General features: G+C 71.2%; 14 protein-coding genes and 3 pseudogenes. 10 read left to right on the forward strand and 7 right to left on the reverse strand.

Annotation, left to right across the window (positions count from 1 at the left end):
* Window positions 1–45: 45 nt before the first annotated feature.
* The 5 genes from H0I39_RS13225 to H0I39_RS13245 all read right to left on the reverse strand — a co-directional run bounded on the left by H0I39_RS13225 (window position 46) and on the right by H0I39_RS13245 (window position 5,532).
* Entirely contained in the window at window positions 46–498 is a 453-nt protein-coding gene (locus tag H0I39_RS13225; protein ID WP_180550811.1) for a hypothetical protein, read from the reverse strand.
* A 124-nt stretch (window positions 499–622) separates the two neighbouring features.
* The gene (gene ampD / locus H0I39_RS13230) at window positions 623–2,761 is read right to left on the reverse strand and encodes a 1,6-anhydro-N-acetylmuramyl-L-alanine amidase AmpD (RefSeq protein WP_180550812.1); all 2,139 of its coding nucleotides are present in this window, start codon (window positions 2,759–2,761) and stop codon (window positions 623–625) included.
* A complete protein-coding gene (locus tag H0I39_RS13235) occupies window positions 2,758–4,380 on the reverse strand; it encodes a two-component system sensor histidine kinase NtrB (RefSeq protein ID WP_180550813.1) in 1,623 nt (540 codons plus the stop codon). The genes ampD and H0I39_RS13235 overlap by 4 nt, the downstream gene beginning before the upstream one ends.
* A gap of 127 nt (window positions 4,381–4,507) precedes the next feature.
* Window positions 4,508–4,726, reverse strand: a complete 219-nt coding sequence (locus H0I39_RS13240; protein ID WP_180550814.1) for a PP0621 family protein — start codon at window positions 4,724–4,726, stop codon at window positions 4,508–4,510.
* Window positions 4,726–5,532 carry a cytochrome C assembly family protein gene (locus H0I39_RS13245; protein ID WP_180550815.1) on the reverse strand — a complete coding sequence of 269 codons (807 nt, stop codon included), beginning with the start codon at window positions 5,530–5,532 and terminating at the stop codon, window positions 4,726–4,728. Before H0I39_RS13245 ends, H0I39_RS13240 begins: the two co-directional genes overlap by 1 nt.
* Before the next feature lie 169 nt (window positions 5,533–5,701).
* Between H0I39_RS13245 and ffh the strand changes: the two are divergent.
* The 4 genes and pseudogenes from ffh to H0I39_RS13265 all read left to right on the forward strand — a co-directional run bounded on the left by ffh (window position 5,702) and on the right by H0I39_RS13265 (window position 10,015).
* Window positions 5,702–7,132 (forward strand): annotated as a pseudogene (gene ffh / locus H0I39_RS13250) (signal recognition particle protein).
* A gap of 199 nt (window positions 7,133–7,331) precedes the next feature.
* On the forward strand, window positions 7,332–7,859 hold the full coding sequence (locus tag H0I39_RS13255) for a low molecular weight protein-tyrosine-phosphatase (protein WP_444547272.1): 528 nt from the start codon (window positions 7,332–7,334) through the stop codon (window positions 7,857–7,859).
* Window positions 7,860–7,930: 71 nt separating this feature from the next.
* Entirely contained in the window at window positions 7,931–8,908 is a 978-nt protein-coding gene (locus H0I39_RS13260; protein WP_180550816.1) for an SAM-dependent methyltransferase, read from the forward strand.
* Between the two features lie 192 nt (window positions 8,909–9,100).
* Window positions 9,101–10,015: a class I SAM-dependent methyltransferase gene (locus tag H0I39_RS13265; RefSeq protein ID WP_180550817.1), complete on the forward strand. Its 915-nt coding sequence runs from the start codon at window positions 9,101–9,103 to the stop codon at window positions 10,013–10,015.
* Between the two features lie 147 nt (window positions 10,016–10,162).
* Here the strand turns inward: H0I39_RS13265 and H0I39_RS13270 are convergent.
* Window positions 10,163–11,097 (reverse strand): annotated as a pseudogene (locus H0I39_RS13270) (LysR substrate-binding domain-containing protein).
* Between the two features lie 341 nt (window positions 11,098–11,438).
* Between H0I39_RS13270 and H0I39_RS13275 the strand changes: the two are divergent.
* From H0I39_RS13275 to H0I39_RS13295, 5 genes and pseudogenes are all read left to right on the forward strand, one after another.
* Window positions 11,439–12,330, forward strand: a pseudogene (locus H0I39_RS13275) (pirin family protein).
* Between the two features lie 114 nt (window positions 12,331–12,444).
* Window positions 12,445–13,023, forward strand: a complete 579-nt coding sequence (locus tag H0I39_RS13280) for an NADPH-dependent FMN reductase (RefSeq protein WP_180550818.1) — start codon at window positions 12,445–12,447, stop codon at window positions 13,021–13,023.
* Between the two features lie 76 nt (window positions 13,024–13,099).
* Window positions 13,100–13,978 carry a pirin family protein gene (locus H0I39_RS13285; protein ID WP_180550819.1) on the forward strand — a complete coding sequence of 293 codons (879 nt, stop codon included), beginning with the start codon at window positions 13,100–13,102 and terminating at the stop codon, window positions 13,976–13,978.
* Window positions 13,979–13,985: 7 nt separating this feature from the next.
* The gene (locus H0I39_RS13290; protein ID WP_180550820.1) at window positions 13,986–14,951 is read left to right on the forward strand and encodes a VTT domain-containing protein; all 966 of its coding nucleotides are present in this window, start codon (window positions 13,986–13,988) and stop codon (window positions 14,949–14,951) included.
* Window positions 14,952–15,141: 190 nt separating this feature from the next.
* Window positions 15,142–15,768, forward strand: coding sequence for a histidine phosphatase family protein (locus H0I39_RS13295; RefSeq protein WP_180550821.1), 627 nt, complete (start codon window positions 15,142–15,144; stop codon window positions 15,766–15,768).
* 128 nt (window positions 15,769–15,896) lie between these two features.
* Here the strand turns inward: H0I39_RS13295 and H0I39_RS13300 are convergent, their stop codons facing one another.
* A complete protein-coding gene (locus H0I39_RS13300; protein ID WP_180550822.1) occupies window positions 15,897–16,244 on the reverse strand; it encodes a YnfA family protein in 348 nt (115 codons plus the stop codon).
* Between the two features lie 91 nt (window positions 16,245–16,335).
* Between H0I39_RS13300 and H0I39_RS13305 the strand changes: the two genes are divergently transcribed.
* Complete coding sequence (locus H0I39_RS13305; RefSeq protein WP_180550823.1) at window positions 16,336–16,923, forward strand: C40 family peptidase; 588 nt, start codon at window positions 16,336–16,338, stop codon at window positions 16,921–16,923.
* Window positions 16,924–17,367 lie beyond the last annotated feature (444 nt).

A 17,367-nucleotide genomic window follows, 5' to 3' on the forward strand; every position in this document is an offset into this window, starting at 1 on the left:
GCGACCCGAGGCACTATATCTAGTGTTCGGCTCTGGTTCAAGCCACTACCTGTAGTGTTTTGGGTGATTGTGGCCGCCGTGCGCGGCCGCGCCCGTCGGGCCGGCGCGCGCCCGCACCGGCGCCCAGCGCGCGTGCGTGCGGGCACGTGCGGCGCAAACCACGGCGGGCAGCGGGCTGTGCGGCGATTTGCCGCCGCAAGCCGCGTGAATGCTGGGCACACGTGGCATGTTTGGGCGCTGCGGCGGCAAAATCAGGCGATAGCCGTTTGGCGGGGTTTGGCGGTTGCAAAAAGAGCTGCTTGCGCCCGATGAACGGGCGCTGAAGGCGTTTTCGATGGTAAAAAAATTCGGGAGGTCCCCCTGTCTTTCGGCCATCGTGGCTTTTGAGGGGCGGGTACTGTTTCGCGCTCCCAAAGACAGCTGCTCGCGCGCGGGCGATGACGAAATGACCTCGCTGCCCTTCGATGACGGCGGCTGCGCCGCCATGACGCCAGCCAAGGGCGGGGCGTGCCGCGCATCACCGGTGCCATTTCGTCATTTCGTCATTCCGTCATCGACGCCGCGCAGCGGCGAAGTCATGGCGTCATCCGTCAAGCGCTGCCGTTTGCAGCGCGCAACGGGATCAGGCCACGCCGGGCGGAAAGCGGTGCGCGGGCCAGCGCAGGGCGCGGCGCAGGCGCGGCCAGTTGAAGCCGGGGCCGGGGTCGTGCTTGCGGCCGGGGGCGATGTGCTCGTGGCCGGCGATGGCGGCAATGGGGTGGCGCGCCGCCAGGGCCCGGCACAGCGGCGCCAGGGCGGCGTATTGCGCCGGCTCGAACCGGCCGCCTTCCAGGCCTTCGAGTTCGATGCCGACCGAATAGTCGTTGCAGTTGTCGCGCCCGCCGAAGCACGAGGCGCCGGCGTGCCAGGCGCGGTCGTCCACGCTGACGAACTGCCACAGCGCGCCGTCGCGGCGGATGAAGAAGTGCGCCGACACCTCGAGCCCGCGAATGGTCTGGAAGTAGGGGTGGGCGTCCCAATCCAGCGTGTTGGTGAACAGGGCCTGCACGTGGTCGCCGCCGAATTCGCCAGGCGGCAGGCTGATGGAATGCACCACGATCAGGTCGATCGCCGTGTTGGCGGGGCGCGGGCCGAAGTTGGGCGACGGCAGGGCGCGGGCGTGGCGGTACCAGCCGTGCTGCCAGAGCGGTCGGCGCGGCTCAGGCGCCGTCGTCATCGGCCTCGCCGTTGGAGGGGCGCTGATGCCCAGGCGCGCCATGCGGTAGCGCATCTGGCGCAGGTTCAGGCCCAGCCGCGCGGCCGCGGCGGTGCGGTTGAAGCCGGTTTCGTCGAGTGCGCGCACCAGGATCAGGCGCTCCTGCGCATCGAGCCAGGCGCCCAGGTCCGCGGGCAGCTCGTTCGCGGCGAGGGCCGCCGCCGGTGCCGGAATCGCGGCGGGCGCCGTGGGCGCATCATCGTGCAACAGCGGGGGCGCCGCGGCGGTGGGCGGCGCGGTGGCCGGCATCAGATCGTCGCCCATCAGGCCCCAGCCGGAATCACCGGCCTCGCCCAGCGCCACGGCGCGGTGCAGCAGGTTCTCCAGTTCGCGCACGTTGCCTTCCAGCGGTGCGCTGCGCAGCTCGTCCAGCAGGCGGGGCGACAGCGTGGGCACGGGGATGCCGGCCTCGGTGGCGATGCGCGTCAGCAGCGCCTGGCACAGCGCGGGCAGGTCGTCGCGGCGCTCGCGCAGCGGCGGCACCACGATCTCGATCACGTTCAGGCGGTAGAACAAGTCCTGCCGGAAGCGCCCGGCCTGCACCTCGGCCGCCAGGTCCTTGTGGGTGGCGCTGACGATGCGCACGTCCACCGGCTCTTCCTGCGTGTCGCCCAGCGCGCGCACGCGCCGCTCCTGGATGGCGCGCAGCAGCTTGGCCTGCATGGCCAGCGGCAGGTCGCCGATCTCGTCGAGAAACAGCGTGCCGCCGCGCGCGGCCTGGAAGAAGCCCTCGCGGTCCTGCGTGGCGCCGGTGTACGAGCCCTTGCGCGCGCCGAAGAACTCGGCTTCGAGCAGGTTCTCGGGGATGGCGCCGCAGTTGACCGGCACGAACGGCCCGTCGCTGCGGTGGCTGCAGCCATGGATGGCGTTGGCCACCAGCTCCTTGCCGGTGCCCGATTCGCCGTGGATGAGCACCGGCGCCATGCTGGGCGCGACCTTGCGGATGCGCTGCTTGACCGAGCGCATGGCGGCGGATTCGCCGATCATGCGGCCCAGCGCACCCTGACCATCGGCGGAGAGCGCGGTGGGCTGGTCCGGCGCCCGTGCGGGCACAGGCGCGGCCGCCGCTGCGGCCGGGTGCGCGGGTGCGGCGGCGGGCGCGGCCTGCAGCGGCGCGGCCGGCGATTGCAGCGCCGAGCTGACCACGCCGCGAAACTGCTTCAGATCGACCGGCTTGGTGAGGTAGTCGAAGGCGCCGCACTTCAGCGCCTCGACGGCGTTCTCGGCCGAGCCGTAGGCGGTGATCATGATGCAGCGCTCGGGGCGCTGGGCCTGCGCCACCTCGCGCAGCAGCTCCAGCCCCAGGCCGTCGGGCAGACGCATGTCGGTGATGACGACGTCGAAGCGCTGCTGGGCCAGCTGCGCACGCGCCTCGGCCAGCGTGCCGGCCGAGGCCACCTGGTAGCCCTCGCGCAGCAGCGTCAGTTCGTACAGGGTTCGCAGATCGGGTTCGTCGTCCACCACCAGCACGCGCGCGGCGCCGGGTGCATTCGCTGAAGCGTTCATGGGAGCGCAGTGTCCTCCAGGTTGAATGTCGAATGCCCGCTGTGTGCGCGCCGAAAGCTGACGAAGAACTCGTTGCCTTCCACGACCTGCCCTGCCTGCTCGCGCGCCGTGCGCTCGTAGGCGATGGTGGCGCCGTGCCGCTCGCACAGCTCGCGGCAGATGAACAGCCCCAGCCCGCTGGAGCGGCTCTCGGACGAGAAGAAGGGCTCGAACAGGTGGCGGCGCACCGCGGGCTCCATGGCGGCCCCGTCGCTCCACACCATCAGCATCACCGGGCCGTGGCGCACGGCGTGGGTGGCGACCTGGATGGCGCCTTCGTGCGCAGAGGCATAGCGGGCGGCGTTGTCCAGCAGGTTGACCAGGATGCGGCGCAGGTGGTCGCGCGCGAACTGCACCTGCACCTCGGGCGCGTTCAGGTCCACGCGCAGGCGCGCACCCGCCGCATGCTGCTGCGCCCATTCGCCGCAGAAGGTGTCGGCTTCCTCGTCCAGCGCCAGCGCATGGGTTTCCAGCGCATCGCCCGGGCCCTGCACGCGCGCCACGTTCAGCACGTCCTCGACGATGTGCTGCAGGCGCTCGGCGTTCTGCCGCACCATGTCGGTCAGGCGGCGCTGCAGGGGCGATTCGAGGTCTTCCTCGAGCAGCGCATTGGCCTGGCTGATGGCGGCCAGCGGGTTGCGGATCTCGTGCGCCACGGCGGCCGACATGCGCCCCATCGAGGCCAGCTTTTCGGTGCGCAGGCGCGCCTCCATCTCGCGCAGGTCCTGCAGGAACATCACGCACAGGCTCACGCCGCTGTCGCCGATGGGCGGCGTGCGCTGCGTGCGCACCTGCAGCCGGCTGGGCATGCGGTCTTCGTGGTGCAGGATCACTTCCGCCGCGTCCACCGGGGTGTCGGCGAAGGTCAGCTGGGCGATGTGCATCAGCTGCAGCCAGGCCGGGTTGTCGTGCAGGCTGAACAGGTGCGGCGTCACCTCCTGGTCCGAGCCCAGCATCAGCCGCGCGGCCGGGTTGGCGGCGCGCACCAGGTGGGTCGAATCCACCACCAGCACGCCATCGGGCAGGGCCTCGATCACCATGTTGTTGACCAGCGACTGCACCTGCGCCTCGATGCGGCTGCGGCGCGCCACCGCTTCCTCGCGCACCAGCCGGCTGGCCAGCTGGTTGGTCAACAGTGCGAGCATCAGCAGGCCGGCGCCCGTCAGGCCGGCCTGCGCCATGTCGGCGGTGTTGGCCCAGGCGCTGGCGCTCACGGTCCAGGCGGCGTAGCCGAGCAGCATCAACGCCGTCAGCGCCGCCGTGCCCAGGGCCAGCGCGCGCGAGCCCAGGATGGCCGCCATCACCACCGGCAGCGCCAGCAGCGGCGTGTAGTTGATGCCCAGGTTGCCCTGCCACTGCAGGGTGGCGAAGAACAGCAGATCGAGCCCCACCGTGGGCAGCCACTGCGCATCGAACGCGCGGCCCGGCCCGCGCGGCCGCAGCGCCAGCCGCGCCGCCGCGGTGACCACCACGAACGCCGTGCAGCAGCCCAGCACCCAGACCGTGACCGGGCGGCCCAGCAGGTGCAGGCCGATGTGCAGGCCCAGCAGCGCCAGCGCGACCAGCACCCGCGCCGACATGAACGCCGTCCACAGCCGGGTGAAGCCGGTGGAGGGCTCCAGCTCGGCCGCGGCGGGCGTGGCGGCCGCCGGCGGGTGCGACGGGCCGAACCAGGTGTGCTGCTCGCGCGCGGCGCCCGGGGCGGCATCAGGCGCCCTCGGATTCGCGGCGGTGGGCGACCGAGCAATAAGCGCCGTCGCGGCCGTTGACCGCGTCGCTGCCCGGCAGGTGCACGCCGCAGTGGTGGCAGCGCACCATGGGCAGGGCCTTGCGTTCGGCGCGCCGGCCGGGCGGCGGCACGCGCCGTCCGCGTTGCCACAGCCACACGGCCGCCAGGATCACCAGCAGCAGCACCAGCAGTTTCATCACGCGCCGCGCCCCAGCATCACTTCCAGCACGAAGCGCGAGCCCGCATAGCCCAGCAGCAGCAGCGCGGCGCCGATGTACAGCACGCGCACCGCGCGCCGGCCGCGCCAGCCGAACTGCGAGCGGCCGACCAGCAGCGTGGCGAAGGCGATCCACGACAGCAGCGTGAACACGCGCTTGTGGTCCCAGCGCCAGCCGGTGTAGGCGCTGCCGTACAACTGCTCGCCGAAGAACATGCCGGCCAGCATGGTCAGCGTCAGCAGCACGAAGCCGGCGCTGACGAAGCGGAACATCAGCCGCTCCAGCGTCAGCAGCGGCACGCCCTCGACCACCCGCGTGGCGTGGCGCATCTGCGCCTCGGCGCGGGTCATCAGCCAGCCGTGCGCCACGGCGGCGGCGAACAGGCCGTAGGCCGAGATGCCCAGCGCCCAGTGCAGTGGCAGCAGCGGCGACGAGGTCTCGGGCAGGCGCGCGCCCGGAAACAGCATGGCCAGCGCAATCGCCAACGTGCCGAAACCGGCCAGCGCCCAGCGCGCGCGCAGCTGCGGGTACAGCTGGCTTTCGACCACGTAGGCCGTCAGCACCAGCCACACCGTGATCGACAGCGCCGGCGCGAAGCCGAAGCGCGGGTGCTGGCCCAGCAGCGTCCAGCCCAGCAGCAGCCCGTGCAGCACCCAGGCCAGCAGCAGCACCCGCCGCGCCGTGACGCCGCCCACGGCGCGTGCCGCCACCGCGGGCACGGCGTAAGCCAGCGCCGCCGCGGTGCCGAGCAGCAAGCCGACAGGGGAGGTGCTGGCTAGAATCATGGTGGAAAGTTTACCCCCGGAAGGATTGTCTCCCCCTGAGGCGCTGACGCGCCTTCCCCTGAGGGGCGCTGCCGGCGGCCGGGCCAAGCCCGTTGCGCGGCAGCCTCGCATGGCCTGCTCCGCGGCCTTCTGTTCCCTGCGTTGCGCGGCTTCCGCGCTGGATAACCCCATGGCCTCCACGCTCACCGACAAACTCTCCGGCCTGGTCAAGAAGATCAGCGGCCAGGCCCGCATCACCGAAGCCAACGTGCAGGACATGCTGCGCGAGGTGCGCATGGCCTTGCTCGAGGCCGACGTGGCGCTGCCCGTGGTGCGCGACTTCATCGCCCGCGTCAAGGACAAGGCCATGGGCCAGGAGGTGCTGGGCAGCCTCAAGCCCGGCCAGGCGCTGGTGGGCATCGTCAACCGCGAGCTGGCGGCCACCATGGGCGAGGGCGTGAGCGACCTCAACCTGTCGGCGCAGCCGCCCGCCGTGATCCTGATGTCGGGCCTGCAGGGTTCAGGCAAGACCACCACCACCGCCAAGCTGGCGCGCCATCTGATCCAGAAGCGCAAGAAGAAGGTGCTGACCGTCTCAGGCGACGTCTACCGCCCGGCGGCCATCGAGCAGCTCAAGACCGTCACCGCGCAGGCCGGGGCCGACTGGTTCCCCTCCACGCCCGATCAGAAACCGCTCGACATCGCCCGCGCCGCGCTCGACCACGCCAAAAGCACTTCTACGACGTGCTGATCTTCGACACCGCCGGCCGCCTGGCCATCGACGAGGCGCTGATGGCCGAGATCAAGGCCCTGCACGCCGTGCTGAACCCGGTCGAGACGCTGTTCGTGGTCGACGCCATGCAGGGCCAGGACGCGGCCAACACAGCCAGGGCGTTCAAGGAGGCGCTGCCGCTCACCGGCATCGTGCTGACCAAGATGGACGGCGACTCGCGCGGTGGCGCGGCGCTGTCGGTGCGGCAGGTCACGGGCGCGCCGATCAAGTTCGCCGGCGTCAGCGAGAAGATCGACGGCCTGGAGGTGTTCGACGCCGAGCGCCACGCCGGCCGCATCCTCGGCATGGGCGACGTGGTGGCGCTGGTCGAGCAGGTGACGGCCAATGTGGACATCGAGGCGGCGAAGAAGCTGGCCGACAAGGTCAAGAGCGGCGGCTTCGATCTGCAGGATTTTGGGCCAGCTGCAGCAGATGAAGCAGATGGGCGGCCTGGGCAGCCTGATGGAGAAGCTGCCCACGCAGATGGCCGGCAAGGCCAGCGACGCCGACCTGGCGCGCGCCGAGAAGGACATCCGCCGCAAGGAAGGCATCATCAACAGCATGACCCCGCTGGAGCGCCGCAAGCCCGAGCTGCTCAAGGCCACGCGCAAGCGCCGCATCGCCGCCGGCGCCGGCGTGCAGGTGCAGGAAGTCAACCGCCTGCTGAAGGAATTCGAGCAGATGCAGGGGATGATGAAGCAGTTCAAGGGCGGCGCACTGGCCAAGATGATGCGCAGGATGGGCGGCGGCAAGGGTGGGCTGGGCGGTCTGCTGGGCGGCGGCATGCCGCCGCTGCCGCCGGGCTTCGGCGGGCCGGGTGGGCCGGGTGGCCCCAAGCGCCCGTTCTGAGGCGCAGGGCGCCAGCGTGGCGGCCCGTACCGCGCACCGCCTGGCTTGCTGAACAGCCGGGGGCGTGCAGAATTTTTCATGCTCCAATAGGCTTCTGGCGCTTGCACAACGGGCGCAAGAAGCTATTTTTGATACTCAAACACGGCGCCAAACCGTTATCGCCTGATTTGGCGCCGCGTGCGTTTCTGGAGGATCGCCCATGCCCCGCCCGCCCTCTGCCGAACGGCCCCGCCCGGCCCCTGGCGCGCCCGTGCGCGTGCTCATGGTCTGCATGGGCAACATCTGCCGCAGCCCCACCGCGCACGGCGTGTTGACGCAGCGCGTGGCCGATGCCGGGCTGGGCGACCGCATCGTCGTCGATTCGGCCGGCACGCACGACTACCACGTCGGCCGCCCGCCCGACGAGCGCGCCCAGCAGCACGCCGCGCGCCGCGGCTACGACCTGAGCGCGCAGCGCGCCCGCCAGCTCAAGGCGCAGGATTTCGACGACTTCGACCTGGTGCTGGTGATGGACGACGCCAACCAGCACGCTGCCCGCGCCCTGTGCCCGCCCGGCCAGCGCCACAAGCTGCGGCGCCTGACCGACTTCTGCACCCGCCACCGCGCCAGCGAGGTGCCCGACCCGTACTACGGCGGCGCCGCCGGCTTCGAGGCCGTGCTCGACCTGGTCGAGGACGCCTGCGACGGCGTGCTGGCCGCCATGGCGCCGCACGGCGCCGGCGCGTGATGCAGGCTGTCACGGCGGCCCCGCGCCACGCCCTGTAATATCAAAGAGGGTCCGGCCGTGGCGCACGCGTGGTGGTCGGGCAGCCCGCATTCCTTCCACCACCAGGAGTCACTGTTCATGACGCGAACCCTTGCTTCGTCCGCCCCGTCCGCCACCCACCCCGCCCGCCGCCGCCTGCTGGCCTCGGCAGCGCCGCCCTGGCCACTGCGCTGTGGACGGCCGCGCCCGCCTGGGCGCAGAAGGAGAACCCCGAGACCTACCAGCCGCAGAGCGGCCAGGCCGGCAAGGACGTGATCTGGGTGCCGACGCCCGACGAGCTGGTCACGCGCATGCTGCAGCTGGGCGGCGTGACCAAGAACGACTACGTGATCGACCTCGGCGCCGGCGACGGCAAGATCGTCATCGCCGCCGCCAAGGAGTTCGGCGCGCGCGGCCACGGCATCGAATACAACCCCGACATGGTGGCCCACGCCACCCGCCGCGCGCAGGCCGCCGGCGTGTCCGACCGCGCCCGCTTCGAGAAGGCCGACATCTTCGAGTCCGACTTCTCCAAGGCCGACGTCATCACCATGTACCTGCTGCCCACGCTGAACCTGAAGCTGCGGCCCACGTTGATGAAGCTCAAACCCGGCACGCGCCTGGTCACGCACGCCTTCACCATGGGCGGCTGGCAGCCGGATGAGACCTCGCGCGCCGGCGGCGCCAACGCCTACCTGTGGCTGGTGCCGGCCAACGTCAGCGGCCAGTGGCAGCTGAACTACTCGCAGAGCGGCCGCCAGCAGAACCTGGCCATGAGCGTCGAGCGCCAGCGCTACCAGTTCCCCGAAGGCACGGTGCAGCTGGGCGCCGCCGACACCTCGCTGCGCGACGCCCGCGTGATGGGCGAGCGCGTGCGCTTCGCCTTCACCGGCACCGACGGCGTGCTGCGCACCTTCGAGGGCAAGGTCAACGGCGGCAAGATCGAGGGTCAGGTGCACGACGGCAAGAAGAGCGAGCGCTTCACCGCCACGCGCAAGGGCGACGGCCCGGCCATCGAGACCGCGGATTGAGCGCCTGAGCCGCGCGCGGCTCCCTTCTGCTTTTCGCAAGGGGCCGGCGCCAGCGGCGGGCAAAGGTCCGGCCGCGGCGCCCGCGCAGGGCCTGCGCCGCGGCCGCTGGTTTCACGGTTTGGCTGCCCTGTCCGCAAACTCCTGCACCCGCTGGCGGCAGCGAACCGGGGTGATGATCGACGAAGTGCCCAGATGAACAGACTTCACACCATCAGCCAGGCGCTGCCGCGCCGCCAGTGGCTGCGCGCCGCCGCGGGCGCGGCCGTGCTGGGCACCGTGCCCGTCTGGGCGCAGCGCAGCCCCGGCTTCGGCACCTACCAGCCCGAACCCTTTCAGGCCGGCAAGGACGTGGTGTGGGTGCCCACGCCCGACGCGCTGGTCACGCGCATGCTGCAGATGGCCGGCGTGACGCGGCACGACCACGTGATCGACCTCGGCGCGGGCGACGGCAAGATCGTCATCGCGGCCGCACGGCAGTTCGGCGCCCGCGCGCTGGGCATCGAGTTCAACCCCGAACTGGTGGCGCACGCCCAGCGCCGAGCCCGGGCCGCCGGCGTGGCCGATCGCGCGCGCATCGTGCAGGGCGACATCTTCGAGGCCGACCTGTCGGCCGCCAGCGTCATCACCCTGTATCTGCTGACCGAGCTGAACCTGAAGCTGCGCCCCACGCTGCTGCGGCTGAAGCCCGGCACGCGGCTGGTGACGCACGCCTTCGGCATGGGCACCTGGCAGCCCGACGAGCATTCGCGCGCCGGCGGCGCCACGGCCTACCTGTGGCTGGTGCCGGCCAACGTGGGCGGGCACTGGCGCCTGAGCTATCCGCGCGACGGGCAGACGGTCAACGTGCAGATGACGGTGGCGCGGCAGGTGTTCCAGTTCCCCGAGGGCACGGTGCACCTGGGCGCGGCCGAGACCTCGCTGCGCGACGCGCGCGTGGCCGGCGAGCGCGTGCGCTGGGCCTTCACCGACACCGATGGCGTGGTGCGCCAGTTCAGCGGCCGGGTCGACGGCGCGCGCATCGAAGGCACGGTGACCGGCGGCGGGGCCAGCGCGCGCTTCAGCGCCGAGCGGCAGGGCGAGGCGCCGGCGATCCTGGTCAGCGCTTGAGTGGATTTCAAGCCAAATCGGCCTCTAGCGCTTGTTGGATAAGCGCCAGTAGCTATCTTTGTAGGAGCGCCCTTGGCCGCGATGGGCGTTGCCATCATCCTGATCCCCATCGCGGGCAAGCCCGCTCCTACAGATGCCTTGACCGCCTCACGCCGCAGTGACCCGCAGGCAGCGCCCCTCGCGCACCAGCGCATCGAACCCCGCCGCCAGCGCGTCCAGCAACTGCCGCACCGCCGGCCGCATGCCCTGGCGGCTGGCGAAGGCGGCCTGCACCAGGCCCGGCGGCGGCGCCCAGCCGGGCAGCACCTCCTGCAGTGCACCGCGCGCCAGCGGCTCGTGCGCCAGCAGGCGCGGCAGGGCGGCGCAGCCCACGCCGGCCAGCGCGGCGCACAGCAGCGCGCCCATGTCGTCGGCCACCAGGCGCGGCGCCAGCGGCACCTCGGCCTGCGCGCCGCCGGGGCCGCTCAGCCGCCAGCGGCCTTCGTCGGGTGAATTGCCCAGGTCCAGCGTGGGCAACTGCGCCAGGTCGGCCGGGGTGGCCGGCGGCGCGGCGCTGGTCAGCAGCGCGGGTGCGGCCACCAGCACGTGCGGGCTCAGCGCCAGGGGCCTGACCACCTCGTCCTGCGGCAGCGCGGCGCCGGGGCGCGCACGCGCAGCGCCAGGTCCACGCCGTCCTGCCAGACGTCGACGTTGCGGTTGGTGGCCTGCAGCTGCACGCTGACCAGCGGCCAGGCGTTGAGAAAGCGCGCCAGCATGTCACCCACGCCGAGCTGCAGCAGCGCCGGCGGGCACGACAGGCGCACCGTGCCGCGCGGGGCGGCGGTCTGCTCGCCGGCCAGCGCATGCACGCTGGCGGCCTCGGCCAGCATGGCGCGCGCGTGCTGCAGCGTGCGCTGGCCGATGTCGGTGAGGGCGAAGCGCCGCGTGGTGCGCTGGATCAGGCGCACGCCCAGCGTTGCCTCCAGCGCGGCGATGCGCCGGCTGAGCTTGCTCTTGGGAATGCCGGTGGCGCGCTCGGCGGCGGCAAAGCCGCCGTGCTCGGCCACGTGGGCGAAGTAGGCCAGGTCGTTCAGGTCGTCCATGGGGAGTTGCCTTGATTTCGATAGCGGGTGTGACACGGCACCGAAAAACCTTCACCGCAGAGACGCAGAGAACGCAGAGGTTCGCAGAGCTTTTCTTGGGCTTTCTCTGCGTCAACTCTGCGTTCTCTGCGCCTCTGCGGTGAAGTCGTTGTCTCGGCCAGTCTCGACCTTGTCGTCCGAAGAAGCGTCCCATCCAGTGACTTGGCACGGACTCATTGTTCCACGAGTGGAACGATATGGTGAATTGACGCCTCTTTAATCCATATTGATCTGTCCATACTATTCAATCATGCGCCGACAGCCCCGCCGGCGCCCCATCTGAAACGAAAGCGAGACTCACCATGACCACCGCCACGCCAACCACCCCCAAGCGCGTTCTCGACATCCGCAGCGCCCCGGTCGCCACTGGGTCGGCGACGGGCTGCCGGTGCACAACCTGTTCGGCTACAACGGCCCCGGCGTGGCCGAGCGCAGCCCGTTCCTGATGCTGGACTACGGCGCGCCCTACGACTTCGGCCCGACGACCAAGCAGCTGGGCGTGGGCCAGCACCGCACCGCGGCTTCGAGACCGTCACCGTGGTTTATTCGGGCGAACTGGCGCACCGCGACAACGCGGGCGGCGGCGGCACCATCGGCCCTGGCGACGTGCAGTGGATGACCGCCGGCGGCGGCATCATCCACGAGGAATTCCACTCGCCCGGCTTTGCGAAAAGCGGCGGCACGCTGGAGATGGCGCAGCTGTGGGTCAACCTGCCCGCTGCGCACAAGATGACACCCGCGGGCTACCAGCCCATCACGGCGGCGCAGATCCCGACGGTCAGCCTGCCGGATGACGCCGGCAGCGTGCGTGTGATCGCCGGTGCCTGGGGCGAGGCCAAGGGCCCCGCCCGCACCTTCACCCCGATCCACATGCTGGACGTGGCGCTGGCCGCCGGCCGCACGGCCGAGTTGCCTCAACCCGAGGGCTGGACGACGCTGGTCGTCGTCGCCTCCGGCAGCGCGTCGGTCAACGGCGCCGAGCCCGTCACCGGCCCGGCCGTGGTCACGCTCTCGACCGCGGGCGAGGGCGTCACCGTGCAGGCCGAGAGCGACGCCAAGCTGCTGCTGCTGGCCGGCGAGCCGATCGACGAGCCGGTGGTCGGCTACGGGCCGTTCGTGATGAACAGCCAGCAGCAGATCGTCGATGCCGTCAACGATTTCAACAGCGGCCGCTTCGGCCAAGGCCTGAACTGAGCCTGCCTGCGGCCATCGCGGCCCAGGCGCGGACGGCTTCGTCCACGCCTGGGCGGGGCCGTGCCCCAAGCTTTCAGCCAGCCACTTCAAACCCAACAAGAAAGGAACCACGACATGAACCACCAACCGAAAATCGCCGTCATCATCAGCAGCACGCGCGACGCCCGCTTCGGCGCCCGCGCCGCCGACTGGCTGATGGGCTTCGCCTGCCAGCGCAGCGACATGGACTTCGAACTGGTCGATCTGAAGACGTTCGATCTGCCCCTGTTCAACGAAAAGGCCTCCAACCTGTGGGCGCCGAGCGAAGACCCGCGCGCCATCGCCTGGCAGCAGAAGATCGCCGAGTTCGACGGCTATGTGGTCGTCACCGCCGAATACAACCACTCGCTCACCGGCGCGCTGAAGAACGCCTTCGACCAGGCCTACGTGGAGTGGAAGCACAAGCCCATCGGCTTCTTCGGCTACGGTGGCGTGGGCGCGGCGCGCGCCATCGAGCACGCGCGCCTGATCGCCGTGGAGCTGCACATGGTGCCGGTGCGCACGGCCACGCACATCGCCGGCGGCGACTTCTTCTCCGTCGTCATGAAGGGCGAGCCGATGGAGAGCATCGCCGGCCACATCGAAGGCAGCACGACCGAGATGCTGGACCAGGTGGCCTGGTGGGCCAAGGCCACGATGGCCGCGCGCGCTTGAGGGCCCAAGGCGGCGGGCTGAACGCGGCTGTGCCACGATGCGGCCGTCGCGCGAACACCATCCACGGGCCTGACCAATGACCGACTTCACCCGCATTCCCGCCCGCACCGCCGAGATCGGCGGCGGCGTCGCCGTGGCGCGCACGCTGCCGTCGCGCCTCAAGCGCACCATCGGCGCCTGGTGCTTTCTCGACCACGCCGGGCCGGCCACGTTTGCCGACGGCGCGGGCATGCGCGTCGGCCCGCACCCGCACACCGGCCTGCAGACCTTCACCTGGATGCTGGAAGGCGAGGTGCTGCACCGCGACAGCCTGGGCAACGAGCAACTCATCCGCCCCGGCCAGGTTAACCTGATGACGGCCGGCCACGGCATCGCGCACACCGAGGAATCGGCCCCCGGCCAGACGCGCATGCACACCGCGCAGCTGTGGATCGCGCTGCCCGCGCGGGTGGCCGACATGGCGCCGCGGTTCGATCATTACCCCGATCTGCCCCGCTGGCAGGAGGGCGGTGCCGAGCTCGTGCTGCTGGCCGGTGCATGGCAGGGCCGCCGCTCGCCCGCGCTGGTGCACACGCCGCTGATGGGCGCCGACGTGTTCGCCGCCGAGGGCGCGCGGCTCACGCTGCCGCTCGATCCGGCCTTCGAATACGGCCTGATGCCGCTCACCGGCCCCGCCACCGCGCAGGGCCAGGCGCTGGCGGCCGACGAACTGCTCTACCTGCCGCCGCGCGGCACCGAGCTGGCGCTGGAGCTGGCCCCCGGCACGCGCGCCATCCTCATCGGCGGCGAGCCGTTCGACGAGGACATCACCATCTGGTGGAATTTCGTCGGCCACGGCAAGCCTTACATCACCCAGGCGCAGCGCGACTGGCAGGCCGGCAGCGCGCGCTTTGGCGAGGTGCATGGCTTCGACGGCCCGCGCCTGGAGGCGCCGCCGGTGCCCTGGGCAAGCTGAGCCGGTCATGACGCCCGAGCCACTCGTCGCTTCCATCATGCAATACGCCCCCTGGCTGGTATTCGGCAACGTGCTGCTGCAGCAGCTCGGCCTGCCGGTGCCGGTGTGGCCCACGCTGCTGGTGGTGGGCAGCCTGGCGGCGGGCTGGCCGCAGCTGGCGCTGGCCCTGGTGGCGGCGGTGGGCGCGGCCATGGTGGCCGACCGCTTCTGGTACTGGCTGGGCCGGCGCTACGGCTACAAGGTGCTGGCGCTGCTGTGCCGGCTGTCGCTGAACCCCGGCAGCTGCGTCACGCAGACCGAGCAGCGCTTTGGCCGCTGGGGCGCGCCGGCGCTGCTGGTGGCCAAGTTCGTGCCCGGCTTTTCGGCCGTGGCGGCGCCGGTGGCGGGGCTGTCGCGCATGCCGGTGGCACGCTTCACGCTGGCGGCCGCCTCGGGCGCCGCGCTGTGGGCCGGCGCGGGCCTGCTCACCGGCTGGCTGCTGCGCGGCGAGGTGGGCCAGGCGCTGGCCTGGATGCGCACGCACGGGCCGCTGGCGCTGCTGGGGTTGGGCGCCGCGCTGGCGCTGTGGCTGGGCGCCAAGGCCTGGCGGCGCCACCGCTTCAGGCAGATGGCGGCCATGCCGCACATCGACATTGGCGATCTGCGCGCCGCACTGGCCGGCGCTGCGCCGCCGCGGCTGCTGGACTTCCGCAGCCCGGCGCTGATCGCGGCCGATGGCCCCATCGCGCCCGCGCGGGCGATGCAGTTGCGCGGGCTGGCGCGCCACGCGCGGGGCTGGCCGCGCGATGCCGCCATCGTCACCCTGTGTGCCTGCCCCGAGGACGCCACTGCCATCCGTGCCGCGCACGCGCTGCGGCGCATGGGCTTTGCCCAGGTGCGTCCGCTGCGCGGCGGCTACGACGCCTGGCGCGCGGCCGAGGCGGTGTCGCTGGCGCGCGCGGATGCGTTGGCGCCGCAAGCCGCACCGGCGTGAAACGATGCGAGCGCGGACCGCATCCACTGTGTGGGAGCGGGCTGCCCGCGATCAGGCGTTGGTGGCGACGAATCGCCTCATCGCGGGCAAGCCCGCTCCCACAACAGGGTCTCAGGCTTCTTGATGGTGAAGCGAATTTGATAGCTGCCTTCGCCCATCTGTTGGGCGCTGCAGCCCTGAAAGGCTTGAAATGAACCACGACGCCCGCATCGACCTGAACCGCCGCGCCCTGCTGGGTGCTGCCCTGGCCAGTGCCGCGGTGCCTGTCTGGGCGCAGGCGCCCGCGGCCGATGCACCTGCCTTGCTGAAGGCGCTGCAGGCGGGCGGGCTGGTGGTGTATTTCCGCCACGGCGCCACCAACCAGGGCGGGGTGGACCGCATCGACTGGCCGCGCAGCCGCCAGCGCCTGCTCTCGGCCGAGGGCGAGACGCAGGCCCGCACCGTGGGGCAGGTGTTTCAGCGCCACCGGCTTGGCGTCGACGAGGTGCTGGCCAGCCCCTTCGCGCGCTGCCACGACTTCGCGCAGATCGCCTTCGGCCGCGTGCAGGACGACCGGCAACTGCTGGGCCTGCTGTCGCAGGACAGCGGGCGCCAGCAGCGCATCGACCATTCGCTGGCGCTGCTGCGCCGCGCCGTGGTTGCGGAGCGAAACCGTGTCGTGGTGGGGCACAGCTCCAACATCCAGCAGACCACGGGCGTGTTCCTGCCCGAAGGTGGCGCCGTGCTGGTGCGGCCCGACACGAAGGCCGAGCGCGGCTTCAGCGTGCTGGGGGAGTTGCGTCCGGCGGATTGGGCGGCGCTGGCCCAGGCGGCGTGACGACCGCAACCTTGTGGGAGCGGGCTTGCCCGCGATGGCGGCGCCGCGTCGGTCAGCCATGGATGCTATCGCTACGATAGCTGCCTGCGCTTGCCACACAAGCGCTGTAGCCCGAAATGGCTTGAAAATCAACCCTGCTGCCGCCAGCCCCACACGATGATCAGCATGCCGGCCAGTGCCACCGCGCTGCCCGTCAAATCCCACGGCGTCGGCCGCACCCCATCCACCAGCCACAGCCAGACGATCGCCGTGGCCACGTACACCCCGCCGTACGCCGCATACACCCGTCCCGAGGCCGTGGGGTGCAGCGCCAGCAGCGCCACGAAGGCCGCCAGCGCCAGCGCCGCCGGCAACAGCACCCAGGCACCCGCTTTGCCGCGCAGCCACAGATAGGGCAGGTAGCAGCCCAGGATTTCCATCACCGCCGTGAGCACGAACAGCGCAGTGGTGGCAAGGGGGTGCGAGGGCAGGGGCATGGCGGGGCTTTCGGCAAAAGGCTTGGCAATCTGCGGATGCTATACATAAAATAGCTTTCGGCGCTTATCCGGCAAGCACGAGAGGCCTGAAATGAGCATGACTTCGTCGCCCGACACATCCGCCCCACGCCGCCATCTGCTGGCCGCCCTGGCCGTGGGCGCGTTGCTGGCCGGTTGTGCCAGCAAGCGGCCGGCACCGGCAGCGCGTGGTCGGGTGGCGCCCGGCGGCAGCGTGGCGCGCCGCGCGCCCTCACAGCCGGTGCCACCGTCGCAGACGCCGCTGGCGCTCCATCCCGCTGGGCGCGAGGCCAGCGTGGCGCAGGCCATGCTGCTGGTGAACACGCCCTACCGCTATGGCGGCAACACGCCGGAGGGCGGGTTCGACTGCAGCGGGCTGGTGCATTACGTGTACGGCCAGGTGGCGGCCGGTGCGGCGCGCCTGCCGCGCAGCACGGCGCAGTGGGCGGCCGCCACCATGCCGGTGAGCGAATCGGCGCTGCAGCGGGGCGATCTGGTGTTCTTCAACACCACGGGCACGCCGTTCTCGCACATGGGGATTTATGTGGGGGCGATCAGTTCGTGCACGCGCCGTCGACGGGGGGACGGTGCGGCGGGACAGCTCGACAACCGCTACTTCGCGCCGCGGTATCTGGGGGCGCGGAGTGTGTTTGCGGTTTGACGGTGTGGGGTTGGATGCGCTGCTGGCCGGGATGTGCGCCCGGCGGCGCAGTCACTTTCTTTTGTCTCGCCAAAAGAAAGTAACCAAAGAAAAGCGACCCCGCTGGCCGTGTCCCCTGCGCTTCGCTTCGGGGCAACCTGCGATGCTCGGGCATGGAGCGGCGCTGCGGAACTCGCTTTGTTCGCTGCGCTCACGCCGCTCAAACATCCGCAGCAAGTCAGAGCACGAAGCATGGGCTTGCTGCGCAGCCCATGCCCGCCCCACGCCCTGCGCTTCTCGGCACGGCCAGAGGGGATGGGAAGTCCGCACGGGCCATCGCTGCGCTCGGCCTTGGTTTCGTCAGGTCGCTGCTTCGAGCGGCTGCCTTCTTGCTCCCTCTCCCTCTGGGAGAGGGTGGGGGTGAGGGCCACCCTGCTCGAAAAACCATAGCTGCTTGCGAACGTC

Source organism: Ottowia beijingensis, assembly GCF_013423955.1.
Classification (GTDB): domain Bacteria; phylum Pseudomonadota; class Gammaproteobacteria; order Burkholderiales; family Burkholderiaceae_C; genus Ottowia; species Ottowia beijingensis.

Excerpts from the sequence above, each read along its gene's own strand:
- ampD (WP_180550812.1), bottom strand. The coding sequence starts at position 2,761 with ATGAACGCTTCAGCGAATGCACCCGGCGCCGCGCGCGTGCTGGTGGTG.
- H0I39_RS13235 (WP_180550813.1), bottom strand. The coding sequence starts at position 4,380 with ATGTCGGCGCGGGTGCTGGTCGCGCTGGCGCTGCTGGGCCTGCACATC.
- H0I39_RS13240 (WP_180550814.1), bottom strand. The coding sequence starts at position 4,726 with ATGAAACTGCTGGTGCTGCTGCTGGTGATCCTGGCGGCCGTGTGGCTG.
- H0I39_RS13245 (WP_180550815.1), bottom strand. The coding sequence starts at position 5,532 with ATGATTCTAGCCAGCACCTCCCCTGTCGGCTTGCTGCTCGGCACCGCG.
- H0I39_RS13255 (WP_444547272.1), top strand. The coding sequence starts at position 7,332 with ATGCCCCGCCCGCCCTCTGCCGAACGGCCCCGCCCGGCCCCTGGCGCG.
- H0I39_RS13265 (WP_180550817.1), top strand. The coding sequence starts at position 9,101 with ATGAACAGACTTCACACCATCAGCCAGGCGCTGCCGCGCCGCCAGTGG.
- H0I39_RS13280 (WP_180550818.1), top strand. The coding sequence starts at position 12,445 with ATGAACCACCAACCGAAAATCGCCGTCATCATCAGCAGCACGCGCGAC.
- H0I39_RS13285 (WP_180550819.1), top strand. The coding sequence starts at position 13,100 with ATGACCGACTTCACCCGCATTCCCGCCCGCACCGCCGAGATCGGCGGC.
- H0I39_RS13290 (WP_180550820.1), top strand. The coding sequence starts at position 13,986 with ATGACGCCCGAGCCACTCGTCGCTTCCATCATGCAATACGCCCCCTGG.
- H0I39_RS13295 (WP_180550821.1), top strand. The coding sequence starts at position 15,142 with ATGAACCACGACGCCCGCATCGACCTGAACCGCCGCGCCCTGCTGGGT.
- H0I39_RS13300 (WP_180550822.1), bottom strand. The coding sequence starts at position 16,244 with ATGCCCCTGCCCTCGCACCCCCTTGCCACCACTGCGCTGTTCGTGCTC.
- H0I39_RS13305 (WP_180550823.1), top strand. The coding sequence starts at position 16,336 with ATGAGCATGACTTCGTCGCCCGACACATCCGCCCCACGCCGCCATCTG.